21 protein-coding genes are annotated in these 23764 nt (G+C 65.3%); 7 read left to right on the top strand and 14 right to left on the bottom strand.

Annotated features, from left to right (window positions below):
- Positions 1-20 precede the first annotated feature (20 nt).
- The 4 genes from CTB96_RS04075 to CTB96_RS04060 all read left to right on the top strand — a co-directional run bounded on the left by CTB96_RS04075 (position 21) and on the right by CTB96_RS04060 (position 4294).
- The gene (locus CTB96_RS04075) at positions 21-1376 is read left to right on the top strand and encodes an ABC transporter substrate-binding protein (protein WP_110125609.1); all 1356 of its coding nucleotides are present in this window, start codon (positions 21-23) and stop codon (positions 1374-1376) included.
- Between the two features lie 61 nt (positions 1377-1437).
- Positions 1438-2319 carry a carbohydrate ABC transporter permease gene (locus CTB96_RS04070; RefSeq protein ID WP_110125608.1) on the top strand — a complete coding sequence of 294 codons (882 nt, stop codon included), beginning with the start codon at positions 1438-1440 and terminating at the stop codon, positions 2317-2319.
- On the top strand, positions 2316-3215 hold the full coding sequence (locus tag CTB96_RS04065; RefSeq protein ID WP_110125607.1) for a carbohydrate ABC transporter permease: 900 nt from the start codon (positions 2316-2318) through the stop codon (positions 3213-3215). The genes CTB96_RS04070 and CTB96_RS04065 overlap by 4 nt, the downstream gene beginning before the upstream one ends.
- Before the next feature lie 29 nt (positions 3216-3244).
- Positions 3245-4294 (top strand): LacI family DNA-binding transcriptional regulator, encoded by a 1050-nt coding sequence (locus CTB96_RS04060; protein ID WP_110125930.1) that lies wholly within the window; start codon positions 3245-3247, stop codon positions 4292-4294.
- 94 nt (positions 4295-4388) lie between these two features.
- Here the strand turns inward: CTB96_RS04060 and CTB96_RS04055 are convergent, their stop codons facing one another.
- Positions 4389-6680 (bottom strand): LLM class flavin-dependent oxidoreductase, encoded by a 2292-nt coding sequence (locus CTB96_RS04055; RefSeq protein ID WP_110125606.1) that lies wholly within the window; start codon positions 6678-6680, stop codon positions 4389-4391.
- Positions 6681-6847: 167 nt separating this feature from the next.
- Entirely contained in the window at positions 6848-7552 is a 705-nt protein-coding gene (locus CTB96_RS04050; protein WP_282433103.1) for an NADPH-dependent F420 reductase, read from the bottom strand.
- A 57-nt stretch (positions 7553-7609) separates the two neighbouring features.
- On the opposite strand from CTB96_RS04050, the gene CTB96_RS04045 reads away from it, so the two are divergent.
- A complete protein-coding gene (locus CTB96_RS04045; RefSeq protein WP_110125604.1) occupies positions 7610-7954 on the top strand; it encodes a winged helix-turn-helix transcriptional regulator in 345 nt (114 codons plus the stop codon).
- Positions 7955-8094: 140 nt separating this feature from the next.
- Here CTB96_RS04045 and CTB96_RS04040 read toward each other — a convergent pair whose 3' ends face one another.
- From CTB96_RS04040 to CTB96_RS04030, 3 genes are all read right to left on the bottom strand, one after another.
- Positions 8095-8499: a DoxX family protein gene (locus CTB96_RS04040; RefSeq protein ID WP_110125603.1), complete on the bottom strand. Its 405-nt coding sequence runs from the start codon at positions 8497-8499 to the stop codon at positions 8095-8097.
- Positions 8500-8611: 112 nt separating this feature from the next.
- On the bottom strand, positions 8612-9370 hold the full coding sequence (locus CTB96_RS04035) for a hypothetical protein (RefSeq protein ID WP_146215749.1): 759 nt from the start codon (positions 9368-9370) through the stop codon (positions 8612-8614).
- Between the two features lie 100 nt (positions 9371-9470).
- On the bottom strand, positions 9471-9929 hold the full coding sequence (locus CTB96_RS04030; protein ID WP_110125601.1) for a MarR family winged helix-turn-helix transcriptional regulator: 459 nt from the start codon (positions 9927-9929) through the stop codon (positions 9471-9473).
- Between the two features lie 156 nt (positions 9930-10085).
- Here CTB96_RS04030 and CTB96_RS04025 point away from each other — a divergent pair, with 156 nt between their 5' ends.
- Positions 10086-10901 carry a bacteriorhodopsin-like gene (locus CTB96_RS04025; protein WP_181397121.1) on the top strand — a complete coding sequence of 272 codons (816 nt, stop codon included), beginning with the start codon at positions 10086-10088 and terminating at the stop codon, positions 10899-10901.
- A gap of 167 nt (positions 10902-11068) precedes the next feature.
- Here CTB96_RS04025 and CTB96_RS04020 read toward each other — a convergent pair whose 3' ends face one another.
- From CTB96_RS04020 to CTB96_RS20305, 9 genes are all read right to left on the bottom strand, one after another.
- Positions 11069-11857: a carbonic anhydrase gene (locus CTB96_RS04020; RefSeq protein WP_110125600.1), complete on the bottom strand. Its 789-nt coding sequence runs from the start codon at positions 11855-11857 to the stop codon at positions 11069-11071.
- A 410-nt stretch (positions 11858-12267) separates the two neighbouring features.
- Positions 12268-13206, bottom strand: coding sequence for a carbohydrate kinase family protein (locus tag CTB96_RS04015; protein ID WP_248283199.1), 939 nt, complete (start codon positions 13204-13206; stop codon positions 12268-12270).
- A complete protein-coding gene (locus CTB96_RS04010) occupies positions 13203-14201 on the bottom strand; it encodes a glycoside hydrolase family protein (RefSeq protein WP_110125599.1) in 999 nt (332 codons plus the stop codon). The genes CTB96_RS04015 and CTB96_RS04010 overlap by 4 nt, the downstream gene beginning before the upstream one ends.
- Before the next feature lie 8 nt (positions 14202-14209).
- Complete coding sequence (locus tag CTB96_RS04005; protein ID WP_427846463.1) at positions 14210-15001, bottom strand: carbohydrate ABC transporter permease; 792 nt, start codon at positions 14999-15001, stop codon at positions 14210-14212.
- Between the two features lie 161 nt (positions 15002-15162).
- Entirely contained in the window at positions 15163-16116 is a 954-nt protein-coding gene (locus CTB96_RS04000) for a carbohydrate ABC transporter permease (RefSeq protein WP_110125597.1), read from the bottom strand.
- 70 nt (positions 16117-16186) lie between these two features.
- On the bottom strand, positions 16187-17482 hold the full coding sequence (locus CTB96_RS03995) for a sugar ABC transporter substrate-binding protein (protein ID WP_345788770.1): 1296 nt from the start codon (positions 17480-17482) through the stop codon (positions 16187-16189).
- A 104-nt stretch (positions 17483-17586) separates the two neighbouring features.
- A complete protein-coding gene (locus tag CTB96_RS03990) occupies positions 17587-18606 on the bottom strand; it encodes a LacI family DNA-binding transcriptional regulator (protein ID WP_110125595.1) in 1020 nt (339 codons plus the stop codon).
- Between the two features lie 129 nt (positions 18607-18735).
- Positions 18736-19878 (bottom strand): reverse transcriptase family protein, encoded by a 1143-nt coding sequence (locus CTB96_RS03985; protein ID WP_146215748.1) that lies wholly within the window; start codon positions 19876-19878, stop codon positions 18736-18738.
- Positions 19879-20063: 185 nt separating this feature from the next.
- A complete protein-coding gene (locus CTB96_RS20305) occupies positions 20064-21272 on the bottom strand; it encodes a phosphoribosyltransferase-like protein (protein ID WP_146215747.1) in 1209 nt (402 codons plus the stop codon).
- A gap of 327 nt (positions 21273-21599) precedes the next feature.
- On the opposite strand from CTB96_RS20305, the gene CTB96_RS03975 reads away from it, so the two are divergent.
- Complete coding sequence (locus CTB96_RS03975; RefSeq protein WP_110125592.1) at positions 21600-23735, top strand: AAA family ATPase; 2136 nt, start codon at positions 21600-21602, stop codon at positions 23733-23735.
- Positions 23736-23764: the final 29 nt, after the last annotated feature.

Raw genomic sequence — 23764 nt, 5'->3', positions numbered from 1 at the left:
GATCAACGGAGATGGAAACAATGAAAACAACCCGATCACGGCTCGCCGTCGCCGCTGCCGCCACCGCTCTGGCCCTGGGGCTCACGGCGTGTGGCGGTAGCGGAGGGGCCGTCGGCAACGCCGACTCCACCAACGTCGACCCGGCCGGCGAGATCACGCCCCGCGAGATCTCCTGGCTGCTCTCCCGGCCGGCCGACGGTGGTGTCATCACCGCCATGGAACAGATCGCCAAGGAGTACGCGACGGATCACCCCGGTTTCGCGCTCAACCTGATCACCACGCCCGACCGCCCCTCGTACATCCAGAAGTACCAGACCCTCGCGGCGGCGAACAAGCTGCCCGAACTCTTCGACACCGACGCCACCCCCTATGCGCAGAAACTCGCCAAGCAGGGTCGGATGATGGATGCCGAGGCGCTGCTTAAGAGCCTGGACCTGTACGACGACTACCGCCCGGCCGCGCTGAACTACCAGCGCTTCGACGACGGGTCGCTCTACATGGTGCCGTTCGAGTTCCAGCTCGAATTCTTCTGGTACAACAAGGCCCTGTTCGAGCAGGCCGGAGTGCAGATCCCGGCGACGCTCGATGACATCCCGGCGATGTGCACGCAGCTCCGCGAGGCGGGCATCACCCCGATCGCCCTGGACGGTCAGGATCAGTGGCCCCTGGAGCGGTACATGGCTTACCACCCGTTCCGCACGGCAGGTCCCAGCTTCGTGCAGGACCTCAAGAAGGGCGACGCGAAGCTCAGCGACGCCGACGGGGCGGCGGCCGTCGACTGGATGAGCCAGCTCGGTTCGTCCGGCTGCTTCCAGGAGGGCTTCTCGTCGACCGGCTACTCGGATGCGCAGAACCTGTTCACCTCGGGTAAGGCCGCGGTGTACAACATCGGCACCTGGGAACTCGGCAGCCTCGCCACCGACGCCCTTGATGCCGGTGTGCGCGACGACGTCGACTACTTCACCCTGCCCGTCACATCCGGCTCGGCCACGGCGGCCAACGAGTACGTCTCACCGTCCGGCATCGGAATGGCGGTCAACACCAAGACCTTCGACCCGCTGGTGCGCGACTTCCTCGCCTTCGCCCTGAAGCGATACCCCGAGGTCTACGCGGCCACCGGTGCCCTCTCACCCACCACGAACGTCGAAACCACCATCCCCGCCAACGCCACCCCCCTCTATGAGCGGGCCGTGCAGCAGGCGAACGACGTCGGCGAGACCACCGCCATGCCGTGGGACACCCAGCTTGACCCCACCTCGAACACCCGGCTGCAGCAGGAGCTGACGCTGCTCGTGCAGGGCGAGGTCACGCCAGACGAATTCATCTCGACGATGGATGGCGTCATCGCCCAAAACGGCCCCGCCGCGTTCAAATAACCCGCTTCTTTTCACACATCCGCACGTGGGGGCCCGAGGGCCCCCACGGGAAGGCGCACTGATGCTCCCCAACCGGTCACGACTCTCGGTCTTGATCTTCCTCGTGCCGCCGCTGCTGCTCTACGCGGTGGCCGTGCTGCTCCCCATCCTGCAGTCCCTGTTCCTCAGCTTCTTCCAGTGGGACGGTGTCACGGACATGCAGTTCGTGGGCCTGGGCAACTACATCTACATGCTCACCGGCGACACGGTCTTCTGGACGGCATTCCTCAACACGCTCGGTTACCTCGTGATCTGCCTGATCCTGCAGTTGGGCGGCGCACTGCTCGTGGCGAGCCTGCTGACCATGCTGCGCCGCGGCCGGGAGCTCGTGAAGACGCTCTACCTGCTGCCGGCGGTCATCTCCACGGTCGCGATTGCGTTCCTGTTCCAGCGCATCTACTCGTTGGAGCCGGCGGGCCTGCTCAACCGGGGGCTCGAACTGATCGGTCTGGGAGGCCTGCAGACCGCCTGGCTCTCCGATGTGGGCACCGTGCTCGCGGCCGTGTCAGTGCCTGAGGGGTGGCGGTTCACCGGGCTCTACATGCTCATCATCTACGCCGCGCTCCTGGCCGTGCCGCAGGAACTCGAGGAAGCGGCCAAGCTCGACGGCGCCTCGTGGTGGCAGACGTTCTGGCGGATCAAGTTTCCGCACATCCGCCCGGTCTGGATCACCACGACCATCATCGCCACGACCTATGCGCTGCGCGGGTTCGACATCCCGTACCTGCTGACCAACGGCGGGCCGGGCCAGGCCTCCGAGCTGCTGACCACCTACATGTACAAGACGGCCTTCACGAGCACTGATTACGGATACGCGAGCACCATCGCCGTCTTCGTGGTCATCGAGTGCCTCGTGGCAGTGGGCCTCATTCTTCTCCTCCTCCGACGGAAGGCCGACGCATGACCACCACTATGGCGCCCCGGCGTTCGGCCCCACGCCTGTCGCCGCAGCCCCCGCTGCGCCAGCACCGCCGGCTGAACGTGCACCGCACCCTCACCAGCATCGTCGTCGCGCTCATCGTCGTGGTGCAGGTGTACCCGCTGGCCTGGCTCTTCCTCACCAGCGTGCGCACCGAGCAGGACTTCGCCAACGGCGACCCGTTCGGTCTGCCTACCGGATTCACGCTGGAGAACTACTCCCGCGCGTTCTCCACCGGCAACCTGGCCCTCAACATCCTGAACAGCTTCATCGTCACGTCGGGCGCGATCGTGCTCATCGTCGTCCTGGGCATGATGGCGGCGTATGCGCTCCAGGTGTTGGGCTTCCGCGGCAGCAAGTTCGTGCGCGGGCTGTTCCTCATCGGCATCGTCGTACCGGTGCAGATCGCCTTGGTGCCACTCTTCATCGACTACGCGGCCGTGAACCTGCTCGACACCTACCAGTCGATCATCATCCCGCTGGCCGGCTTCTCGCTGCCGATGTCGATCTTCCTGTTTTCGTCGTTCTACGAGTACATCCCGCGAGAGACTTATGAGGCTGCATCGCTTGATGGCGCGGGCCCCTACCGGATCTTCGCCCAGATCACTTTTCCACTGTCGCTCAACACGATCGTGACCGTGGTCATGGTGAACAGCATCTTCATTTGGAACGACTTCATCTTCGCCAACACGTTCGTGCTGTCGGATGGCCTGAAGACGATCCCGCTGGGGCTGCAGAATTACATCGGCGCCATGGGCAAGGTCGACTGGACCGCGACATTCGCGGCCGTCTGTGTGAGCATCACCCCTCTGCTGCTCGCATTCCTGGTACTGAACAAGGCCATGATCTACGGCCTCTCGAGCGGGGGATCGAAGGGATGACGTATGACGAGTCCGTGCAGGAGGGCACCATGACGACGAAGCGAAAGCGTGCTGGATCCGCCGACGGGGCCGAGTCCGGTCACTCCGGGCATCCGGTGACGATGCGCGATGTCGCGGAGGCGGCCGGGGTGTCGGTCGCGACGGTGTCGAACGTGGTCAACGACAAGAAGAGCGCAAGGATCGGGGCGGATGCGCGCCAACGCGTGCACGACGCCGTGAGCGATCTGGGCTACCGGCCGAACGCGCTCGCGAAGACGCTGTCCAGCGGCAGCTCGAAGTTCATCGGGCTGGTCGCCGACGCCATCGCCACGACCCCCTTCGCCGGCCAGATCATTCACGGCGCCCAGGACGAAGCCTGGAAACACGGTTTCGTGCTGCTGGTGGCCAACACCGAGGGGGACCCGGCCGCTGAAGAAGCGGCCATCGCGATGATGCTGGAGCACAAGGTGCGTGGTGTTCTCTACTCCACCTGGTTCCACCGGGCAGTGGTGCCACCAGAAGCCCTGCGGGAAACCGACTTTGTGCTGGTGGACTGTTTCGAAGCCAACTCTGTGGCCCCGGCTGTGGTGCCAGACGAGGTGCAGGGCGGCTACACGGCAACCAAGCTCCTCCTGGATGCCGGGCATCGTCGAATCGCCTTCATCAACACCACGTCGTCGTCTCCCGCCCAGACCGGCCGGCTGGAGGGCTATCACCGGGCCCTGGTCGAAGCCGGTATCGAGTTCGACCCGGCATTGGTATTGGAGGCGCATCCCGACCAGGAGGGTGGGTACGCCGTGACCGCGCAGTTGCTCCAGTTGAACGTCGCGGGCGTGTTCTGCCACAACGACCGGGTTGCGATGGGGCTCTACGACGGCCTGCGAGAACACGGACTCACGATTCCGCGGGACATCGCGATCGCCGGGTTCGACAACCAAGAGGTCATTGCCGCCCACCTTCGCCCGCCGTTGTCCACCGTCGCCCTTCCGCACTACGAGCTGGGTGCCGCGGGGGTACGGGTGCTCCTCGGCATCGACAGTGCCCCCACTGCGGGTCCGCTGCTCGTGGCCTGCCCCCCGGTTCCGCGGGCGTCCATCTGACCCGCGCGCCGAGTAAGGACGGGCATCCGTTTCGCGGGTTACACGCCGTTTCGCGGGTGGCGCGCCACCCGCGAAACGGCGCCGTACCCGCGCGTCACGCGGCGCCGGGCTCGATCTGCGGGTGCCCGGGCTGGATGTTGAAGTTGTCGCGGAACAGGTTGTCGGGGTCGTAGCGCCGCTTCAGCTCCCGCAACCGAGCCAGGGTGCGCGGCGGGAACGCATCCGTGATGCGCTCGGAGTGCAGCTCGGTCTCGAAGCTGAGGTACAGCCCGCTCAGGTGCGGGCGCAGCAGGGCGTCCCAGGTTTCGCTGGTCTGGTGCCGGGCCGAGCCGAACGCCACCACCGAGAAGTTCGCCGACCGGTTGGCGTACGCCGTCGCATCCGGGTCGATGTCGTGCACGGCGCCGCCGACCGCGCGGATCTGGAAGAAGTAGGTGGAGCCGCTGCCGATGAACTCCGCGGCCGCGGCCGCGAACTCGGGCGTGATGTGCTCGACCAGGCCGGAGCGGGCCAACGGTTCGCCCTGTCCGTCGTGGCTGCCGTCTTGCGCATTGGCCATCACGCTCGCGTAGGGCATGATGCTCACGTTCTGCGCCACCAGCGGGGCGATCTCGGCGAGCGGCTGCAGCTGGGCGATGATCGTGTCGGGGTCGTCGGAGTCGACCGCCGCCATCACCTGGGCGATGGGCGGCTGCCCGGGCCGGGATTGCCCGATGATCACGAAGCTGGTGAGATCCCGGGGTGCGGCCTCCACCGCAGCGCCCCACCGCTGCAGGAACCCGGCGGTGTCGGTGGCGTCGAAGCTGAGCTGGGCGAAGCCGATGCTGCCCACCTCGTCGACCTCGAATTCGAAGGCGGTGACGATGCCGAAGTTGCCGCCCGCCCCGCGCACGGCCCAGAACAGGTCGGCGTTCTCGGTGGCGTCGGCGCGCACCACCGTGCCGTCGGCGAGCACCATCTCCACCGCGCGCACGTGGTCGATGGTGAGGCCGTGCTTGCGGTTCAGCCAGCCGATGCCGCCGGCCGTGGCCAGCCCACCCACGCCGACTCCGCCGTAGTCGCCCGAGCTGAGCGCCCAGCCGAAGGGCGCGAGGGCGTCGGCCACGTCGGTCCAACGGGCGCCCGGTTCGATGCGCACCCGCCGGGTGGCCTCGTCAAGCACTTCGATGCGGTTCATGGCCGAGAGGTCGAGGATGATGCCGCCGTCGTTGGTGGACCGGCCCGAAATGCCGTGCCCGCCGCTGCGCACACCGAACGGCGTGCCGGGGTGGGCGCGCACGAAGCCGAGGGCGTCTTCCACCTCGGCGACCGTGTGCGCCTTGAGCACCAGCCCGGGCGCACCGCGGCGCATATAGGTGGAACGCACCCGGGCGTAGCCGGCATCGCCGGGCTCGACCGCGGCGGCGACCAGCGACGCGGGCACCGCGTCGTAGTCGATGCCGGCGCGTCGTTTGGCCAGGGTGATGCTGTTGCGGGTGACGGCCGGCGCCCCGTCGAGCGCCGGGTGTTCATGCTCCACGGCCTCGCGCAGGGCCGGCATGACCTCGGCGGCAAACCGCTCGAGCGTGCCGGGGTCGTCGCCCACCACGATGAAGGTGCCCACGCCGTCGTTGAGCACGTAGGGCAGCAGGTCGTCGACCCACTGCGCGCTCGGCCCGGTGAGGAACCCGCCGCCGGCCGCGGTGAAGCGCCCGCCGATGTTCACCACCCGGCGGATCTCCCGGGGGTCGCGGCCGGCGTCGACGGCGGCGTCGTCGATGATGACACTGGCCCGCTGGAAGTCGCCCGGCTCCATGTAGGCCAGCGACGGCAGCCAACCGTCAGCCTTGCGGCCGGTGAGGCGCAGCATCCGCGGTTTGTAGGCGCCGAGCAGAATCGGGATGTTGTGCGCCGGAGCGGGGCCGCGCTTGGCACCGTGCAGCGAGTAGTAGTCGCCGTCGAGGCGCAGTGGCGAGCGTTCGCTGACGTCCCAGATGGCGCGGATGACGTCGATCGCCTCGCTGAGCGCGTCGACACCCTGCCCGGCGGTGAGTTTGCGGCCGCCCATCGCACCGATCGCATCCCAGAATCCGCCGGCGCCCAGGCCGAGCTGGAACCGGCCGCCGGAGAGCAGGTCGAGGCTCGCGGCGGCACGCGCGAGCACCGCGGGCGGGCGCAACGGCAGGTTGAGCACATTGCCCGACACCTGGATGCGGTCGGTGCGGGCGGCCACCCAGCTCAGCAGCGTCCAGGTGTCGAGGAAGCCGGGCTGGTAGGGGTGGTCCTGGAAGGTGACCAGGTCGTAACCGAGTTCTTCGCTCAGCTGGGCCAGCCGCACCGGGGTCTGCGGGTTGGTGTTGGCCGGCGTGATGAAGGTGCCGAACTGCAGCGGGTGACCGTGGTACATGGGAGTCCATTCCTGGTCGTGCGGGGTGTGGCGTGGGGTGGAGCCGGGGTGTGGAGCCGTGGCGTGGGTGGAGCCAGGGTGTCGCGAGTGCGACCGGCGGCGGAACTGTTCCCGAAACGGACATGTGCGTCCGGCGCACCGGCCGCAAATGTCCGCACGGGAAACAGTTAGGCGGCTTCGGCCAGCCCGAGCTCGGTCACCAGCTCGGCGGCGGTGTGCCGGCCGCCGAAGATGGGGGAGCCGGGCTCGAAGTCGGCGCCGGCCTCGAGCGGCCCGGCGTAGACCGGGTCGAAGCCGAACCGGTTGATCACCTCGGCCACCACGGCGGCACTCTCGGCGTCGCCGGCGAGGGCCAGGCCGTGCCGCCCGGGGTCGCCCGCGGGCCGAGCATCGGTTTCGAGGTCGTGGTAGCCGATGTGGTTGAGCGTCTTCACCAGTCGGGCGCCCACGAAGAAGTCGCCAACGACCTCGCTGCTGCTGCGGGCATCCGCGGTGAATTCGTGCTGGTCACCGTCGATCGGCTGCCAGTAGTTCATGGTGTCGATCACGATCTTGCCCGCCAGGGTGGCCGGTTCCACGGTGCGGTACTTGTGCAGGGGCACGGCCAGAATCACCAGGTCGGCGGATGCGGCCACCTCTGCGGCCGCCATCGCCACGGCGCCCGGCGTGACGATATCGACGATCAGCTGGATGCCCGCGGCCGGTCCGGAGCCGGAGATGTGCACGGCGTAGCCCGCCTTGAGGGCGGTGCGGGCGATGGCGGAGCCCACGCGGCCCGCTCCGAGGATGCCGATCGTTCTGACCATGAGGTCCCTTCTGCAGTCATGCCGACGGCGCCCGAGTGCGGCCCGCCGAGTCTCTACTATGCACACTTCGACACAAATGTGCCACCACGAGGTAAGCTGCTAATAAATAGTTAGTGAGGTGTCATGAGTGATCTCGAGTTTGCCCACATCGACGAGGAAGAGTGCCGACGGTTCCAGGGCTCGGTGGAGCTGGCCGGCCGCAAGTGGAGCGCCGCGATCCTGATGGCCGGGGCGCGCGGCGCTCGCCGGTTCTCGGAGTACCGCACCCTGGTGGAGGGCATCTCCGACCGGGTGCTCGCCGCCCGGCTCAAAGAGCTCGAGGAGGAGGGCCTGATCGAGCGGGACGTGCAGCCCACGACTCCGGTGTCGATCAGCTACCAGCTCACGCCGTCGGGTCGCGAGCTGATCTCGCTGCTGCACCCCCTGGTCACCTGGAGCCACGCCCACCAGGCCGCCAAAAGCCGCTAGCCCCCGTCCGCTGGTCGACCTTGTCGAGGCCCGCCCACCCTGTCCGTTGGTCGAGCTTGTCGAGACCCCGTGACATGCCTACGTGCCGAGGTCGGCTCACCGGATCTCGACAAGCTCGATCAGCGGGGTATAAAGCTCGATCAGCGTCCGCTCTTGCCCCGCACCAACGCGCCCGTGCTCCACAGCGCCCATGCCACCAGCACCGGCTGCCCGAACAACCGCCCGATGCGCTTTTCGTCGGTATCCAACCCGAACGCATCCCGGTGGTGCACCGCCTGCGCGATGTTGCCCGGGAAGATTGCGGTGAAGAACGTGCCGGCGACCCACCCGACCGTGCCGCGCAATCCCTTCGGCGCGAACAACAGCGCACTGCCCAGCGAGATCTCCGCGATGCCCGACAGCAGCACCGTCGTGTCTTCCTTCAGCGGCACGAACTCCGGCACCTGGGCGCGAAAATCATCCCGCGCGAAGGTGAGGTGACTCGTGCCCGCCAGTACGAGGATCGCGCCGAGCGCGATCCGGCCGGCCGTGCGCAGTTTCGACATGGGCAGATGCCTCTCTGGGTCAGGAATGCTCCGTGGACGATCTAGCGTAACTCCCGATCAACGCTCCATCCCGAACAAAGCGCTCGGCAGCGGCATCCGCCCGGGGTGGGAATTAGCGCAGGCCCGCGATGCGCTCGAGGCCCGCGCGGAGGATCAGTTCTTCCGGGTCGGCGAGCAGGTGGTGGTTGAGGTAGAGCCCCTCCAGCCATTCGAGCACCTCGGCTTCGGGCAGGCCCACGGCATCCCAGTTCACGAAGGGGCGGGCCAGCACGGCGGGCTGGCCGCTGGCCGGATCGGTCCAGGCGGTGGCCAGCTGTTCGTTGGGCTCGTCGTGCTGCGGGTTCCAGAGCAGCGCGATCGGGTGGTTCGGCCCGTCGATGTGGTCGTGGCCCACGTGGCCGGCGCCCAACCAGGGCAGCATCAGCTGTTCGCCCTCGAGTTCGAGGTCCACAACCTCCAGCTGCACCGGTTCGGCCGGGCTGGTGGCGTAGACGGTGAGGCCCAGGGCACTCCATTCGGCGGCCTCCGCGGCATCCATGGTGAGCTCTTCGAGGATCTCGGCGACGTGCTTGACGAACGGCACGGCCCAGGCCAACAGGCCCGCGGTGTCGGCGGCCGGCCATGGGCTGTTGTCGCTGTCGGTGCCGTCGGGGTCGTGATAGTGGTGCTGAATGTTGGTGGGGGAGACGTCGAAGTGCAGCTCGCCGCCCTCGAAACCGATGTAGATCGCGGCGCCCTCGTCCATCCACTGGGCGTCCAGAACGGGCTGGGCGAACTGCGGGGGCAGCGGCGGGGCCTCCAGCGGCAGCAGGCCGAGGTTGAGAACGGCGCAGAACTGCGTATTGGGCAGGCGAAGGCTGGGGTCTGACACCGGTCTCATCTCCGTGGATCGTGGCGGGCGGATGCCCATGCATCCAAGTATGGAGCAGCCGACCGACCCCACGAATGCCGGCGGCTCGCACCGCGTCTGGTCAGGCTCGGGCCAGCCTGGTGCGCACCTCGGCGGCGACCGAGGTCAGTGCGTCGGTGAACGCGGCAAGTTGTTCGGCATCCAGGCTGGTGGTGGAGGCGGCGAGCATCTCGGAGAAGTCGTGGTGGATGCCGCCCATCACGTCGTGCCCGTGCGGGGTCAGCTCCAGGTAGAGACTGCGGCGGTCGCCGGGGTGGTCCACCCGGTGCAGCAGGTCGGCCCCCACCAGCCGGCGGGCGATGGCCGTGACCGCACCGGTGGTCAGGCCCAGATAGTCCGCCAGTTCCTTGGGCATGATGCTCACCGACCTGGCCACCCGGAAGAGCGCGCGTAGTTCGGTGGCGCTCACGCCGGCATCCTCGGCAATGCGCTGTCGATTGGCGTCGAGGGCACTCACGAAGGCCGTAGCTGCGGCCGGAAAACCGGTAAGAGTGTGCGCGAGCGGTGCGGGTTCGGTCATGGCTTCTCCGGCCGGGGCGGAGTGGGGTGAGCCACTCGCAATGGATGCAAATAATTCTAGCGAATTCCTCCCAAACTAGCTGAGAATGTAGTTTACTGATTCAGTAACTTACCAACTAAGTTAAATCAGGCACCGTCAACCCCGATGGAGTAGCTCATGATTCCCGACATCCTGTCGCACGGTCAGTACGACACTGTTTACAATTCCCTCTCACTGGTCATCGCCGCGCAACTGTTCACGGCGGTCTTTCTGCTCATCGCGCTGCCGCGCATCCTGCCGCGGTACCGGCAGGCAATCACCGTGGCGATCGTGGTGTGCGGTATCGCCGCGTACCACTACTTCCGCATCTTCGACTCGTTCAGGGAAGCCTTTGTGACCGATGCCGTCGGCGGCCGAGGTGACTACGCGCAGGCGGCGGGGGCCGGGTTCAACGAGGGCTACCGCTACGTCGATTGGCTGCTCACCGTGCCGCTGCTGCTCGTGGAGCTCATCGCGGTGCTCGCTCTGGCCCGGTCGGTGCAGCGTGGCCTGCTGGTGCGACTCGTTCCCGCGGCGGCGCTCATGATCCTCCTCGGCTACCCCGGTGAGATCAGCGGCGACAACGGCATCCGTGGGCTGTTCGGGCTGCTCTCCACCATCCCGTTCGCGTACATCCTCTACGTTCTGTTCGTGCAGCTGACCAAGTCGCTGAACAAGCAGCCCGTGGGCGTGCGCAAAATCCTCAGCCAGCTGCGATGGTTGCTGCTGCTCAGCTGGGGTGTGTACCCGATTGCCTACCTGCTGCCGCTGCTGAACATCGAAGGTGCGGATGCCTGGGTCGCCAAGCAGGTCGGCTACTCGATCGCCGACATTCTGGCCAAGGCCGTCTACGCGTTGATCATCTTCAGGGTTGCCCGCATCAAGTCCTTCGACGACGACCCCGCGTTCGCCGAGATCGAGGGCTCCGTCGACGAAAAGCCGGTTCGAGTCTGAGTCATCGCTGGCAGCGGTGGGTACGCGAGGTTCCTCGGTTCGTGGTCGGGTCTTCCGAGACCCGCCGCGACCGCACCCCCCCCAACGGTTGGCCGCACCCCGTACAGCTGGCCGCGCCCGCTATAGCGGGCGCGGCCAGCTACAGGGGGTGCGCTCAAGCGGGTTCGCTATCCCAGCTCCCCGGTCCCGCCCACAACCACCCGATCCCCGAGCGGCTGCGTCGGCCGGGCATTGTGGCTGTGTGCTCCTTCCAACGTGCCGATCTGCTCCGCCGACATCGTGATCGGCGTGCTCAGCACCACCCACTGCACGTCCTCGGTGCACGGCGGCGTGGTCAGGCTCCCCGAGTACTCGTAGTTCTCCAGTGATGCCGGCAGCACAGCCGAGACATCCAGCGTCACGTCTTCTTCGTCGGTCACATGTGTGGCCTCCTCGATGAACGGTGCCATCGCCTCGGATGCTTCGCCCTCCGCAACCAGGATGCCGACTACCAGCAGCTTGCCGTCGGCATCCGCGTTCACCAGGTGCAGCTCGGCGGCGGCCGGCTGGCCGTTCACGGTGTGCTCCGACGGCACGTGCGCGTGCATCTGCTGCAGGCTGTACTCGTCATCGCCGAAGGTGAGGGTCTCACCCTCCCCGTCGGACTCGAACTCCACCGCGTGCCCGGTGTCGAACACGTCACCCTCCGCGTCCTCCGCGCTCAACTGGATGCCGGTGCTCGGCGCGCGCACGGTGGCCGGCAAGTCGATCGGGGACTGGTCGGTTCCCGCGGCGCAGGTCTCGAAGCTGGCGTCCACGTCGCCCCACGACGCCGGCCCGGTGTCGCCGTCGTACGACCAGTGCGCCGGCTCCGCCGCCGGGGTCGCGCTCGGCTCGGGGGCGGCCTGTGCGCAGCCGACAAGGGTGACGGCGGCCACCGTGAGAGCTGAGGTGATGAGCCAGGTACGTGCGGACATGGGAACTCCTAGAACTGCCTAGACGACGCCGCACCGAACATGCGGCGTGACCACCCTCCAACGAGGGCCGCCTTCCCGAATCATCCTCTGGGCGCGATGCGCCTACCGCCGCTGGAGTAGGACCTTCGGTCCGGCCGCGGCCACTGTGCGCGACCGCGGATGCGCGCTGTCGCGTGGCGAGTGGCCAGTTGAGGCCCGCTCCCGGGGCCGTGCTGGGCACCAACTGACTTCTCGCGATGGCGCCCAACCGCGAGAGGACAATTCGGGGCAGTTGGGTCGCTCGCAACTGGCCTCAACTGGCTTCTCGGTGATCTAAAGCCGCTTCCTGCCTCGTCACCGCACCCCGTGCGGTCGAATGAGCCCGCTATAGCGGGCTCATTCGGCCATACGAGGTGCGGCGAGTGCGTGTTCTAGGCGGCGGCGGCAGCCGCGGCGAGCTCGGCTCGCGTGGGCGGGTCGGCGCCTGGGCGGGAGACCGTGATCGCCGCCGCGTCGGCGCTTCGGCGCATGATGCGCTCGAGCACACCGAGGGGCAACTCGCGCAAGGCCGCTCGGCGATCGGCACCGACGACATCCGCGTCGATCAGCCCGTCGATCAGCGCACCCATGAAGGTGTCGCCGGCGCCGACGGTGTCGACCACGGTCACCAGCGGGGCCAGGATCGAGACCCGGCCCGCAGCCGTGAGCGCGAACGCGCCCTCCCCGCCGAGGGTGACCACCACTGCGGCCGGGCCCAGTGCCAACCAGTCGGCCGCGGCCTCGCTCAGGCTCTGGTCGGGCCGCACCCAGCGCAGATCTTCATCGCTCACCTTCACCACATCGGCGAGGCCCACCAGCTGCTCCACCCGGGCCCGAGCGGCGCCGGCATCGTCGATCAGGGCGGGGCGGATGTTGGGGTCGAAGGTGATGGTGGCGTTGTCGCGTCGCTCTTCGACCAGGCGAAGCACGGCCGATGCCCCTGGCTCGATGACCGCGGCGATCGACCCGACGTGCAGCACATCGGCCGGGCCGGCCAGCGTTACGTCCACCTCCCAGGCCAGGTCGAACTCGTAAGTGGCGGCGCCGGTCGCATCGAGCACCGCCATGGCCGTGGAGGTGCGGTCAGCACCCACGCCGGTGACGCGCACGCCCGACCCCTCCAGCCAACCGAGCACCGCACGGCCGCGGTCGTCGTCGCCCAGGCTGGTGAGCAGCTGCGGATGCCGGCCCAGCCGCCCCAGCGTCAGCGCCACGTTGGCCGGGCTGCCGCCGGGCGCCTCGTGCCGGGAGCCGTCGGCCCGCTGCACGAGGTCAACCAGGGCTTCGCCCACTACGAGCACCTGGCGCGCGGCCCGGTCGACCCCGGTCACAGCGCCGCTGCGGCGAAAGCGTCGTCGGCCGCCACCCCGGAGGCACCCACCCGGTGCACCAGCCCCCGCACCGGATCGGCCGTGACCGGGATCGGGTCGCTCAGCGTGCCGACGAACTCGCCGTCGACGATGTTGATGAACCCGAGCAGCACCCAGCCGCCGTCCGCATCCCGCAACAACCGGGAGGCGTAGAGGTCGGTGCGGTCGAACAGCACCGCACCGGTGAAGTCCACCTGCTCAAGCCGCGCATCCACCGGCACGCTGTACACGCCGCCCGCCTCGCCGGCCGCCTTGCGTTCGGGGGAGAGCTCGGAGACGCCGCAGCAGAACAACAACACCGGCACGCCGTCCACGATCTCGAACTGGAAGACCTCGAGCTGGCCGAAGCCCTGGCCGGGTTGGCTGAGCGGCGGTTGCACGGTCCACTCACGCAGGTTGTCGCTGGTGGCGTGGCCGAGCACGCCGCGCACGAGCGGGTCGCCGGTGGCAGCGCGGGCCGTGATCAGCATGTGCCAGGTGCTCTCGCCGGGGAACCGGAACACCCACGGGTCGCGCCAGGCCTCGTCGTGCCAGATCGACAGGTCGAGCTTCTCGTAGTACGCGGGGTCAGCCTCCACGAGCGGCTCGGTCGACACCTTGGTCCAGGTGAGCAGGTCGGCCGAGGTGGCCGCGCCCACCCGCTGCACCATCGTGTTCTCGGCGCGGGAGGTGCCGGTGTAGAACATCCACCAGAGGCCGTCGTCGTCCCGCACCACCGAGCCGGTCCAGGTGGTGCCGTCATCGAAGGCGGGCGCATCCGAGATGATGATCGCGTCTTGCACGACCGTCCACGACACCAGGTCGGTGCTGACGGCGTGGCCCACGATGGGATGCCGGTGCCGACGGTCGGGGTCACCCAGGGCCTTGCTGGCGTGCAGGTAGAAGGCGTGTGTGACGCCGTCGACCTGCACGTACCAGGAGTCCCAGATCCACTTATCGGGCAGTTGGAGCGACATAACCGGGCCTAACCTTTCACACCGCTGGACGCGATGCTGTTGACGAATGAGCGTTGGAACGCGATGAACAGGGCCACCACGGGCAGGGTGATCAGCGTGGAGTACGCCATCACCTCGCCCCAGGAGACGTTGAGCTGGAAGAAGTACTGCACGCCCACCATCACCGGGCGCAGCTCCTCGGTTTGCACCACCATGAGTGGCCAGAGGTAGGAGTTCCAGGCGGGCAGGAAGGTGAGGATGGCGACGGTGGCGATGGCGGGGCCGGAGAGCGGCATCACCACCTGCCGGTAGATGCGGAACCAGCCGGCGCCGTCCATGCGGGCGGCCTCGTCGAGTTCCTTGGGGATCGACTCGAAGTACTGGTGGAACAGGTAGATCGAGAAGGCGTTGGCCACGAACGGGATGATTTGCACCTGGTAGGTGTCGATCCAGCCCTTGGTGAACATGAAGCCGAACTCGGTCAGCTCGAACGAGGGCAGCTGGTTCACCCACCACACCAGGGGCAGCGCGAGGGTCTCGAACGGCACGATCAGGGTGGCGATGATCAGGGTGAGGATGATGGTCTTGCCGCGCACCCGCATCCGGCTGAGCGCGAACGCGGCCAGGCTGTTCACCAGGATGCCGGCGGCCACGGTGATCGCCGAGATGCCGATCGAGTTGACCAGGAACCGGGCGGCGGGCACCCGGTCGAACACGGCAGCGTAGTTGTCCATCGAGATGTTGCCGATGGGCAGGAACGCCGCGATCGACGACAGGTCACCGAAGATCTGCTGGTCGGGCTTGAGCGACGACACGAACATGAACAGGATCGGGAAGAGGAACAGCACGGTCAGGCCGATGCGGAGGATCCAGCCGCCGACGCCGATCACGCGCTTCTTCTTGGCCGTCTTGCGGCCCAGCACCACGTGCGGGGCGGATGCCGGGGCCACTTCGGCGATGGCCACATTGGAGATCGCCATGATCAGGCCTTCTCTCTGCTGAGGAAGCGCTGCACGACCGAGATCAGCAGCACGATGACGAAGAACACGAGGGAGATCGCCGAGGCGTAGCCGGTCTCCTGCTGGGCGAAGCCGGACTCGACGGCTTCGTAGACCACCGTGGTGGTGGAGTTGAGCGGACCGCCCTGGGTCATCACGCTGATCTGGGTGAACAGGCTGAGCGCCTGGATGGTGATGGTCACCAGGATCAGGCTGCGCGTGGCCGAGAGGCCCGGCCAGGTGATGTAGCGGAACCGCTGCCAGGCAGTGACGCCGTCGAGGTCGGCCGCTTCGTAGAGGTCGGCGGGAATCGTCTGCAGCCCGGAGAGCCAGATGATCATGTGGAAGCCCACGCCCTGCCAGACCGACATCAGGATGATCGCCGGCATCGAGGTGGCGGTGTCGTTGAGCCAGTCCGGCCCGGTGACCAGGCCGAAGGTGACCCGGTCGATGATGACGTTGATCAAGCCGTCCTGCCGGTACATGAACAGCCAGAGCAGCGAGACGACCACCATGGAGGTGACGACCGGCAGGAAGTAGACGGTGCGGAAGAACGTGGTGCCGCGCACCTTCTTGTTCACCAGGATGGCCATCACCAGGGCGAGGCCGGCCTGCAGCGGCACAACGACCACGGCGAAGTAGGCGACGTTGAGCAGTGCGCGGAAGAACGCGGCATCCGCGAACAGCCGCACGAAGTTGTCGAGGCCCACGAACACCGCCGGGTAGGGCGAGATGAGCCGGGCGTTGGTGAAGGCGAGCCCGAACGCGAGGATCGCCGGGACGAAGATGAACAGGGCCAGCAGCAGCACGGCGGGCGTGAGCATGGCCAGCCCGGCCAGGTTTTCGGTCTTGCTGGTGCGGTCCCGTTTGCGGCGGATGGGCCGGGCCGGGCCGCCGGCGGCAGGAACCGCCGGGGGTCGTTCGATCGTGGTGGTCATGAGAGTCTCCCTGAGCGAGGGCGGGGGTGCGGCTGTCAATTGAGGCATTGAGCCGCACCCCCGCGGTCGACTACTTCTGCGTGTAACCGCCGTTGGACTTGATGTTCGCGTCGATGGCCGCGACCGCCGCGTCGAGGGTGTCTTGCGGGTCGCCGCCGTTGATGATGTCCTGCGTGGCCTTGGTGAACTCCGTCGCGATGAACGGGTACGCCGGGGTCTCGGGGCGCAGCACCGCGCTGTTGGCGGAGAACTCGCGGAAGATGGCGAGGTTGCCGCCCTCTTCGAAGCCGGGCACCAGGGCGGCGGCGGCATCCGTGGCGGGGATGGTGGCGGTGGCCACCGCGACCGCGGCGATGTTCTCGGGGGAGAGCGAGTAGGAGAGGTAGTCCATGGCCGCCTCGGGGTTGGCGCAGCCGGTGGTCACGCCCCACTGCCAGGAGCCGCCGCCGATCTTGGTGCCTTCGCCGAGGTCGACGGAGGGCATCACGGCCAGGTCGTCGCCGAGCGCGGCGGCGTTGTTGGCCGCGGCCCAGCTGCCGCCGTACTGGATGGCGGTGACGTTGTTCTGGAAGTCGAGGGCGGAGTCGGCGCCGCTCTTGGTGGCGATGTATCCCTCGGTGGCGAGGGACTGCATCCACTCGGCCCACTCGAGCGCTTCGGGCCCGTTGAGCACGCCGTCGGCCGACTGGAAGTCGTCGCGGTTGATCAGGTCCCCGCCGAAGGACTGCAGCAGCGGGGAGTACGCGTAGGGGTACCACTCGCCCACGTCGCCGGTGCCGATGTCGAGTGGGTTCTTCCAGGTGCCGTCGGCCTTGAGGGCTTTCAGCGCGTCGCCGAACTCCTCCTGGGTCCAGGGCTCGTCGATCGTGGCCACACGGATGCCGTGCTCGGCCAGCACCGACTTGCGGGCGAACATCGCCAGCGCCACGTCGTAGTAACCCACCGAGTAAGTCTCGCCGTTCCAGATGCCCAGCGTGCTGGGCAGGTTCTCGTCCAGGTCCACGCTGAGGTCGAGCGGGGTGAGGTACTTGGCCCAGGCCCAGTTGGGCACGTTCGGGCCGTCGATGTCGACGATGCAAGGCAGCTTGCCGGATGCGGCGGCCGCGATCACCGAGTCGTTGTAGGAGGCCTGTGGAAAAGCCTGCAGCTTCACCGTGGTCTCGCTCTGGCTCTTGTTGTAGCCGTCCACGATGGCCTGCACGGCGGCCAGCTCTTCGGTGTTGCCGCCGTTGTGGGTCCAAATGGTCAGTTCGCCGTTCTTGCCGTCGGAGCCGCTGGCACCGCCGCTCGCGCAGCCGGCCATGGTGGCAACGAGACTCGTGGCAAGTAAACTCGCAACGATCAGGCGCTTCTTTGCGTGTCTCATCTTCATTCCTTCTTTATCGGTTGGGTGGGGTGTCTCGGCGAGTGGCGCCGATCGTCGCGACCGTTCCAGCGGTCGCGAAGTGTGGAGGTTGGCTCGTCGCCGCGTTAGCGCGGAGGCGGGCCAACTGACTGCCGCAGCACGAGCGGGCAGGGCATCTGAATCTGTTGCGGCGCCGAATCGGCCTCACCGGCCAGTTCAGCGGCGAGCCGCTCGATAGCCCAGCGGCCCATCTCGTAGTGCGGCAAGGCGATCGAGGTGAGCCCGGGCAGCAGCGCGTCGGCCAGCACCTCGAAGTTGTCGATGCTCACGATGCTCAGGTCGCGGGGGATCTCCAGGCCGGCCAGGTGCGCGGCCTGGTAGGCGCCCATGGCCATCCGGTCGTTGAAGCAGAACAGCGCCGTGGGCCGGTCGGCCAGGGCGAGCACCCGGCTGGCCGCGTCACGGCCCGGCGCGGTCATGGACTCGCCCACGGTGACGAGGGACTCGTCGAACGGAATGCCGTGTGCGGCCAGAGCCGCACGGTACCCGGCCAGGCGGCCGCGGGTGGCGGGGATCTCGTCGATGTTGCCCAGATAGCCGATGCGGCGGTGGCCGGCGGCGAGCAGGTGCTCCATCGCGGTGAGGGCGGCACCCTCTTCGTCGGGCACCACCGAGGAGAGGTCGGTGCGGTCGCTGGAGGCGTCAAGCAGAACCGTGGGAACGCCACTCAGCGCGGCGGGCAGTTTAACGGCCTGGTGGTACATGCGGGCGTAGATGATGCCGTCGACGCTGTGCTGCAGCAGCGCATCGATGCCGCGGTCTTCGATGCGGGAGTTGCGGTTGGAGTTGACGACCATGAGCACCTGGTCGTTCGCGGCGGCGGCCTCCTGTGCGCCGAGCAGCACGTTGCCGGCGTAGGGCGTGGTGGAGATCTCGTCGCTGACGAAGCCGATGATCTGCGAGCGCTTGCTGCGGAGTCCGCTGGCGAGCCGGTTGGGTGCGTAGTTGAGGCCTTCGGCCACCGACCGCACCCGTTCCCGGGTAGCGTCGCTGATCTGTCCGCCGCCGCTGAGTGAGTGCGACACGGTCGTCACGGAGACGCCGGCCGCGGCCGCGACCTCTCGAATACCCACACGCTTGCTCATCGTTGAACCCAATCCCAAAAACGTTTTTGTTGATGTGGGTGAGAGCTTACATAAACGTTTTTGTGGATGTCAAGCAAGCGGGCGAATTCTGGTGGGGCGCTAGACATTTGGGGAGACTTGGATTCCGGCTCAGCCGAGCGAGCTCACTTCAATCAGGTGTTTGCGGAGCGCGTCGTTCCAGGATCTGCTTCGTCCCGCCGTCCACAATGCGTCGATGTGGGAGAGATAGGCAAGCCAGCCCTCAACGTGATTGATGAATGAAAAAACAGAATCAAAGCCTCTTCGTGCCGCATAGTCGACTGGTCCGTATGTGGAAACAGCGTGAACGTAGAGGTCGATCGTGCGGCGTTGTTCCGGGAGGATTCCAACTCCGCCCGGCGTGATCAGCATGCCTAGGACTATCTTGCGAGCGCCGGGAGGTATTACTTTCGTTTTCTGTGAGTGCAAAGCAAGACCGGAGGCGGTGACAATCTTGCGGATCTGGACTACAAACTCACTCGCGACGGTCCGGCTAAATGCACTTGGGCTGGAGAAAGTCATGTCGTCCGAGTACCTCGTGTAGATCAGATGGTTCGCGATCGCAAAATCTGAAAGCGCGTCATCGAGTCGCCTTGTCGCCGCATTGGCCAGCGCTCCACTAGTCGGGGCGCCCTGCGGCAAGAACCCAAGTGGAGCTGGCGGATACGGCAGTGAGCGCACGCTCCCATGGCTTCGCGGCACTGCTCCGGTTGGTGCCAAGCGCCCAAGCTTGTTCCAGGTGCAAAGCCGGGCCAATTCGAACGAGAGGAGCCTTGAATAGCCAAGCCCTTGAAACACCTCGTAGACCAATTTCTCCGAAATTGATGGAAAGTACTGATGGAGATCAGTCTTGATCATCCAGGTCGCGCCAGCGTGTCGAATGGCGCATTCCCGCGCCGTCACATCTCGAAAATACGCGAAGTTGTTGATGTGCCGAGGGACCGTATCGAGAATTTCGTGGAGAATCCAGCGTTGAACGTGTTTCAGAGAGTCTGTCGGCGAAAGAAGATCCCGATAGCCACCCGTATTCTTTGGGATCCTGATTGCTTTGTACGCAGGCGCGTTGCGCTGAATCACATGACGCAAGTACCCGTATTCCACCCCTGTAGTGAGCGCCAGGTGTTTCAGGGAGTACAGGACCGGGGCCCCTGTGCGGCGAAGAGTTTCGGATTGCCTCATCATCGCGTCTGCCAGCGCGGGCCGCTCGCCTGACATCGAGGTTATTGCCCAACTGAGGTGTGCTTCGTTACGCACCTACTTTGAACCTCCCCCGGAGGGGGACGGTGAGGGTTTTCTCATCGAGACTTCGGGGAGGAAAGCCTCACCGTCGCCTCCGAATCGCTGGCTTGGCCGGCGACCGCAGAGTGCTGCAACCTGACATGCTTCCATGCCCGAGCCTGTCGCATGGACAGGCTTCATCCCTAGGTATTGCACGAATCTCACCTCAGTTGGGTTGGTTCGTACCATACAGGAGGGTGGGGTACGTGGTCGTACCGTGGTCTCGTGACGCCACGGTGAAAGACTTGTTGCAGCTCACTCAGGCCTCGCTTGGTGAGTTCGCTGTCGAGCGTGAGGCACCCCATGGCAATGAGTGTGCTCTTCAGCTTCCGCGCCTCCGCTGCATCCATCCCTAGCATCGCATTCACCTCGGATTCGGACATGCCGTACTTGAGTAGATGAAGGGAAGCCAGAGCGCGCAGCCCTTTCACTGGTCTTGTCTTGTCTTGAATTGCCTCGGCAAGATCTTCAGCACCCAGATTGCGAAGTGTCCTTTCGAGCGACGGGGGCGGCCGATATGTGTGGAGCTCGAGGACGAAGTCGCGAGGAACCAGCCGCCCGGGAAAGAGTCCAGGGTGAGTGCCTCCTGCCCGGATCAGTATCTGTGGAAGGTTGTTCGGCACCCGCATGTTTGTCATATACAGGCCGAAGCTGTTTCCGTATCCCAGTGCTGGAGTGGGGTCGGCGTCGTGGGCGTAATCGATGCACAGTTTCTCGACGAGGGCTCGATCTGAATCGCTCCAGTCGGCTGACCTAGCTGATTTTGCGGACTCGGCAGCCGAGAAGCTAGTGTTCTGCAACGCCCTGAATCGATTGGACGCCGCCAGGCTTGCGGCATACGTCACGACCTGAAGCTTGATTAGTCCGTAAGAAATCCAGCTTGCGATCGTTCGGTTAGCGCGAAAAGCCTCGGTGAATTTCAAAGCTTGTTTGCCGCTTCCGCTGTAATCGGTAGCTAGGCAAATGGTCCTCGGTTTCAACTCTCGCAATCTGTTGAGAGGAGTCTCTGGTGAAATGAATATTTTGGGCGCTGCGTCGATCAGGCCGCGGAACATGGAGCCAACTTCGGCCTCGCTCCCGGGGAGGGCAGGTAGGGGGGACCCCGGATCAAACGTCTCGTATGCAACGTGCTGCGTCTGCCCTGCCGGCAGACTCGGCAGGTCCTCTCCGGATCGAATTGGAATCAGGAGAATTGGCGCTTCCGAGGTCCCATTTTCGGCCAGTGCACGTATTTGCTGACCAATTGATGCCATGACTTCGACGTGATCATGGATCTCAAGGCTGTCGAGCAAGAGCACCGCGATCCTTCTGTCCGACTCCGCAAAGCCACGGACCCAAACTCTGCCGGCCGAGGTCTCTGAGGGCTTCATAGTCGAGCCGCCTTCCCATAGTGCTCAAGATCACCATAGGGGTCACGGGGCGGACGGCAGTTCTCGGGTAATTTCGATATGCGAATTCGGACTTGAAGAGGCAACGCTGTAGCCAGCGTTATCCCTTGATGCCAGGTTGTATCTTTCGCACCACGGTTTGTTCCCCCTCGCCCCGCCCATGCAACTCAGGTGTGGGGCTTTGGTGCGATGGACTGAGCAGATTGGCCCCTCACCGCCAATTGGCCGCCTCGCTGACTCCCGAAGAGGGGCTGACTGGACAGTCTCGTTGTCGAGATGATGGTTGTGTTCAACAATTGGGGAAGTTAATTGAAATTTGAAGCTCTACATATCCAGAATTTTCGCGCCCACTTCGATACTGAAATTCCGCTCTCAGATTTTGGCTGCCTGATCGGTGAGAACAATGCAGGGAAGTCCTCGGTGCTTCACGCTCTGCATTTTGCTCTCAAGGGAACTCCACCAAGCAAGCTGGAATCCGCGGATTTTAGCGACATAGCGAAACCGATCCGCGTCGAGGTGACGCTCAAAGAAATCGGACAGGATGACCTCGAGCGCATTGCCGACGAGGGCAACCGCGCGAGTGTTTCAAACGTGCTGATAAGCGGGCGCTTGACTCTAGTCAGGACAGCGGTGTTGGGGAGCAAGTCGATACTGCAGATAATGCAGCAAGTTCCGAAAGCCCCGGGATGGTCGTTGGCTGACCTGAATGATGCAATGAAAGGGAAGTCCGGTGCCGCTCTGCGTATGGCGGCGGTCTCACTGATTCCCGAGCTGGATAAAGTTCTCGCGGACAGGCCGACTCAAATTTCGATCCGCGACGAGCGCGAAAAACTCGTCGGTGCCTTGCCCGAGGAAGCACTGGAGCTCCGGGATGGGCCACCACCGACTGGTATCGAGGCCGCCATGCGATCTCTCTTGCCAGAGGTTATTTACATCGAGGCAGTCAAGGACTCCGCGAGCGAAATGAAGACTTCGGATTCAGCGACTTTCGGAAAACTTCTCAAGATCCTGCTCGATGAGGTCACGGATCAGTTCGGCGATATCGAGCAGGCATTTGCCGAAGTGCAGCGCAAACTGAGCAGGTTTCAGGCGCCGGACGGTGAGACGAAAGACCTCAGGCTGGAAGAGGTCAAGTTGATCGAGTCGACTATTGAGCGGTTCGTTCAAGAAAGCTTTCCGGGCGTAAAACTCCGGATGGATGTGCCTGCCCCTGAGCTGCGCACCATTCTTGGAGGAGCGGAGCTGATGATTGACGATGGCCATATGGGGCCCATCGGGAGCAAAGGCGACGGGCTCAAGAGAACTGTTGCTTTCGCGATTTTAAGGGCGTACACGTCGCTTCGCGAGGGCGGATTGGCCACAGGGAGCCAGTCAAGCAAGTCGCGTCAAAGCTACCTGCTGCTCTTCGAAGAGCCAGAACTGTATCTCCACCCTCGTGCACAACGACAGCTTTTTGACGCTCTTTCCATTTTTGCTCTCGAGCACCCTGTGATGGTGACTACCCACTCGCCGGTCTTCTTCAGCGCCGAGTCCACCTCGACGTTCATTAAGCTGGTCAAGTCGCCAAAGTCAGCAACCTGTCCGTCAAGCGTTCGACCCTTTCCAGTCGACTTCCGGGGCCAGCTCTCTGCCAGAGACGCATTTCAGCTCGTGTGCCATGAGAACAATGAAGCGGCACTATTCGCTCGCACGGTTGTCCTAGTGGAGGGCGATAGCGACGTTGTAGTCTTCCCTCATCTCGCCAAGCTGCTGAATTCCAATTGGGACAGTGTCGAGCAGAACATCGTGTTCATTCGGACAGGTGGTAAGACCAGCATCGGCCGTTACAGAGACTTCTTCGCACACTTTGACATTTCAGTGCATGCAATTGCTGATCTGGATTCCCTCGTCGACGGCTTCAGGAATCTCACTGAGGATGGGATTCTTACTTCCAAACGGGATGCTCTAATGGCCGAAGTCGACCGGCACATAGTTTCTGCCACCTCGGAGAGCGTCCCGGGTCGGAAGATTCGAGATGCAGTTAGTCGAGGCGATGTGCGAGGCCTCTGGCAGGGGGCGCAAGACTCGTTCACAGAATGGCGTGCGTGCCCCACCGCTGACATGGCAGCCGTCGTCGAGGAGAAAATGACTCGGTTGTTCGACTGGCCGCGAGGGGGTGAAAAGCTCATCGTTCTGCAGAGTGGCGACGCTGGCGTCGATGCTCACTTGGACAGTGTCCTGAGAGGCCTCCATGAAGAGAGAGTCCATGTCTTGCGTCGGGGAGATCTCGAGTCGTATTACGGAGGAGAACACCGAGTCGGGGACAAGGTTCGAGGTGCGGTGGCGTTCTGCTCGGAAACACCTTCCCTTATTGCGTACCGCGAGCGGCACGGGTCGGACGCCGATGATGTCGAAACAGAACTCAGGGATCTCCTAGAGCCAATTTACAGAGAGATTACCGTCTGAGCAGGTTGCGTACGATTGGAGACTGGCCC

Origin of the sequence: Cryobacterium arcticum, assembly GCF_003185895.1 — a bacterium.
GTDB classification, from domain to species: domain Bacteria; phylum Actinomycetota; class Actinomycetes; order Actinomycetales; family Microbacteriaceae; genus Cryobacterium; species Cryobacterium arcticum.
This window is presented reverse-complemented; position numbering and strand designations above follow the sequence as displayed.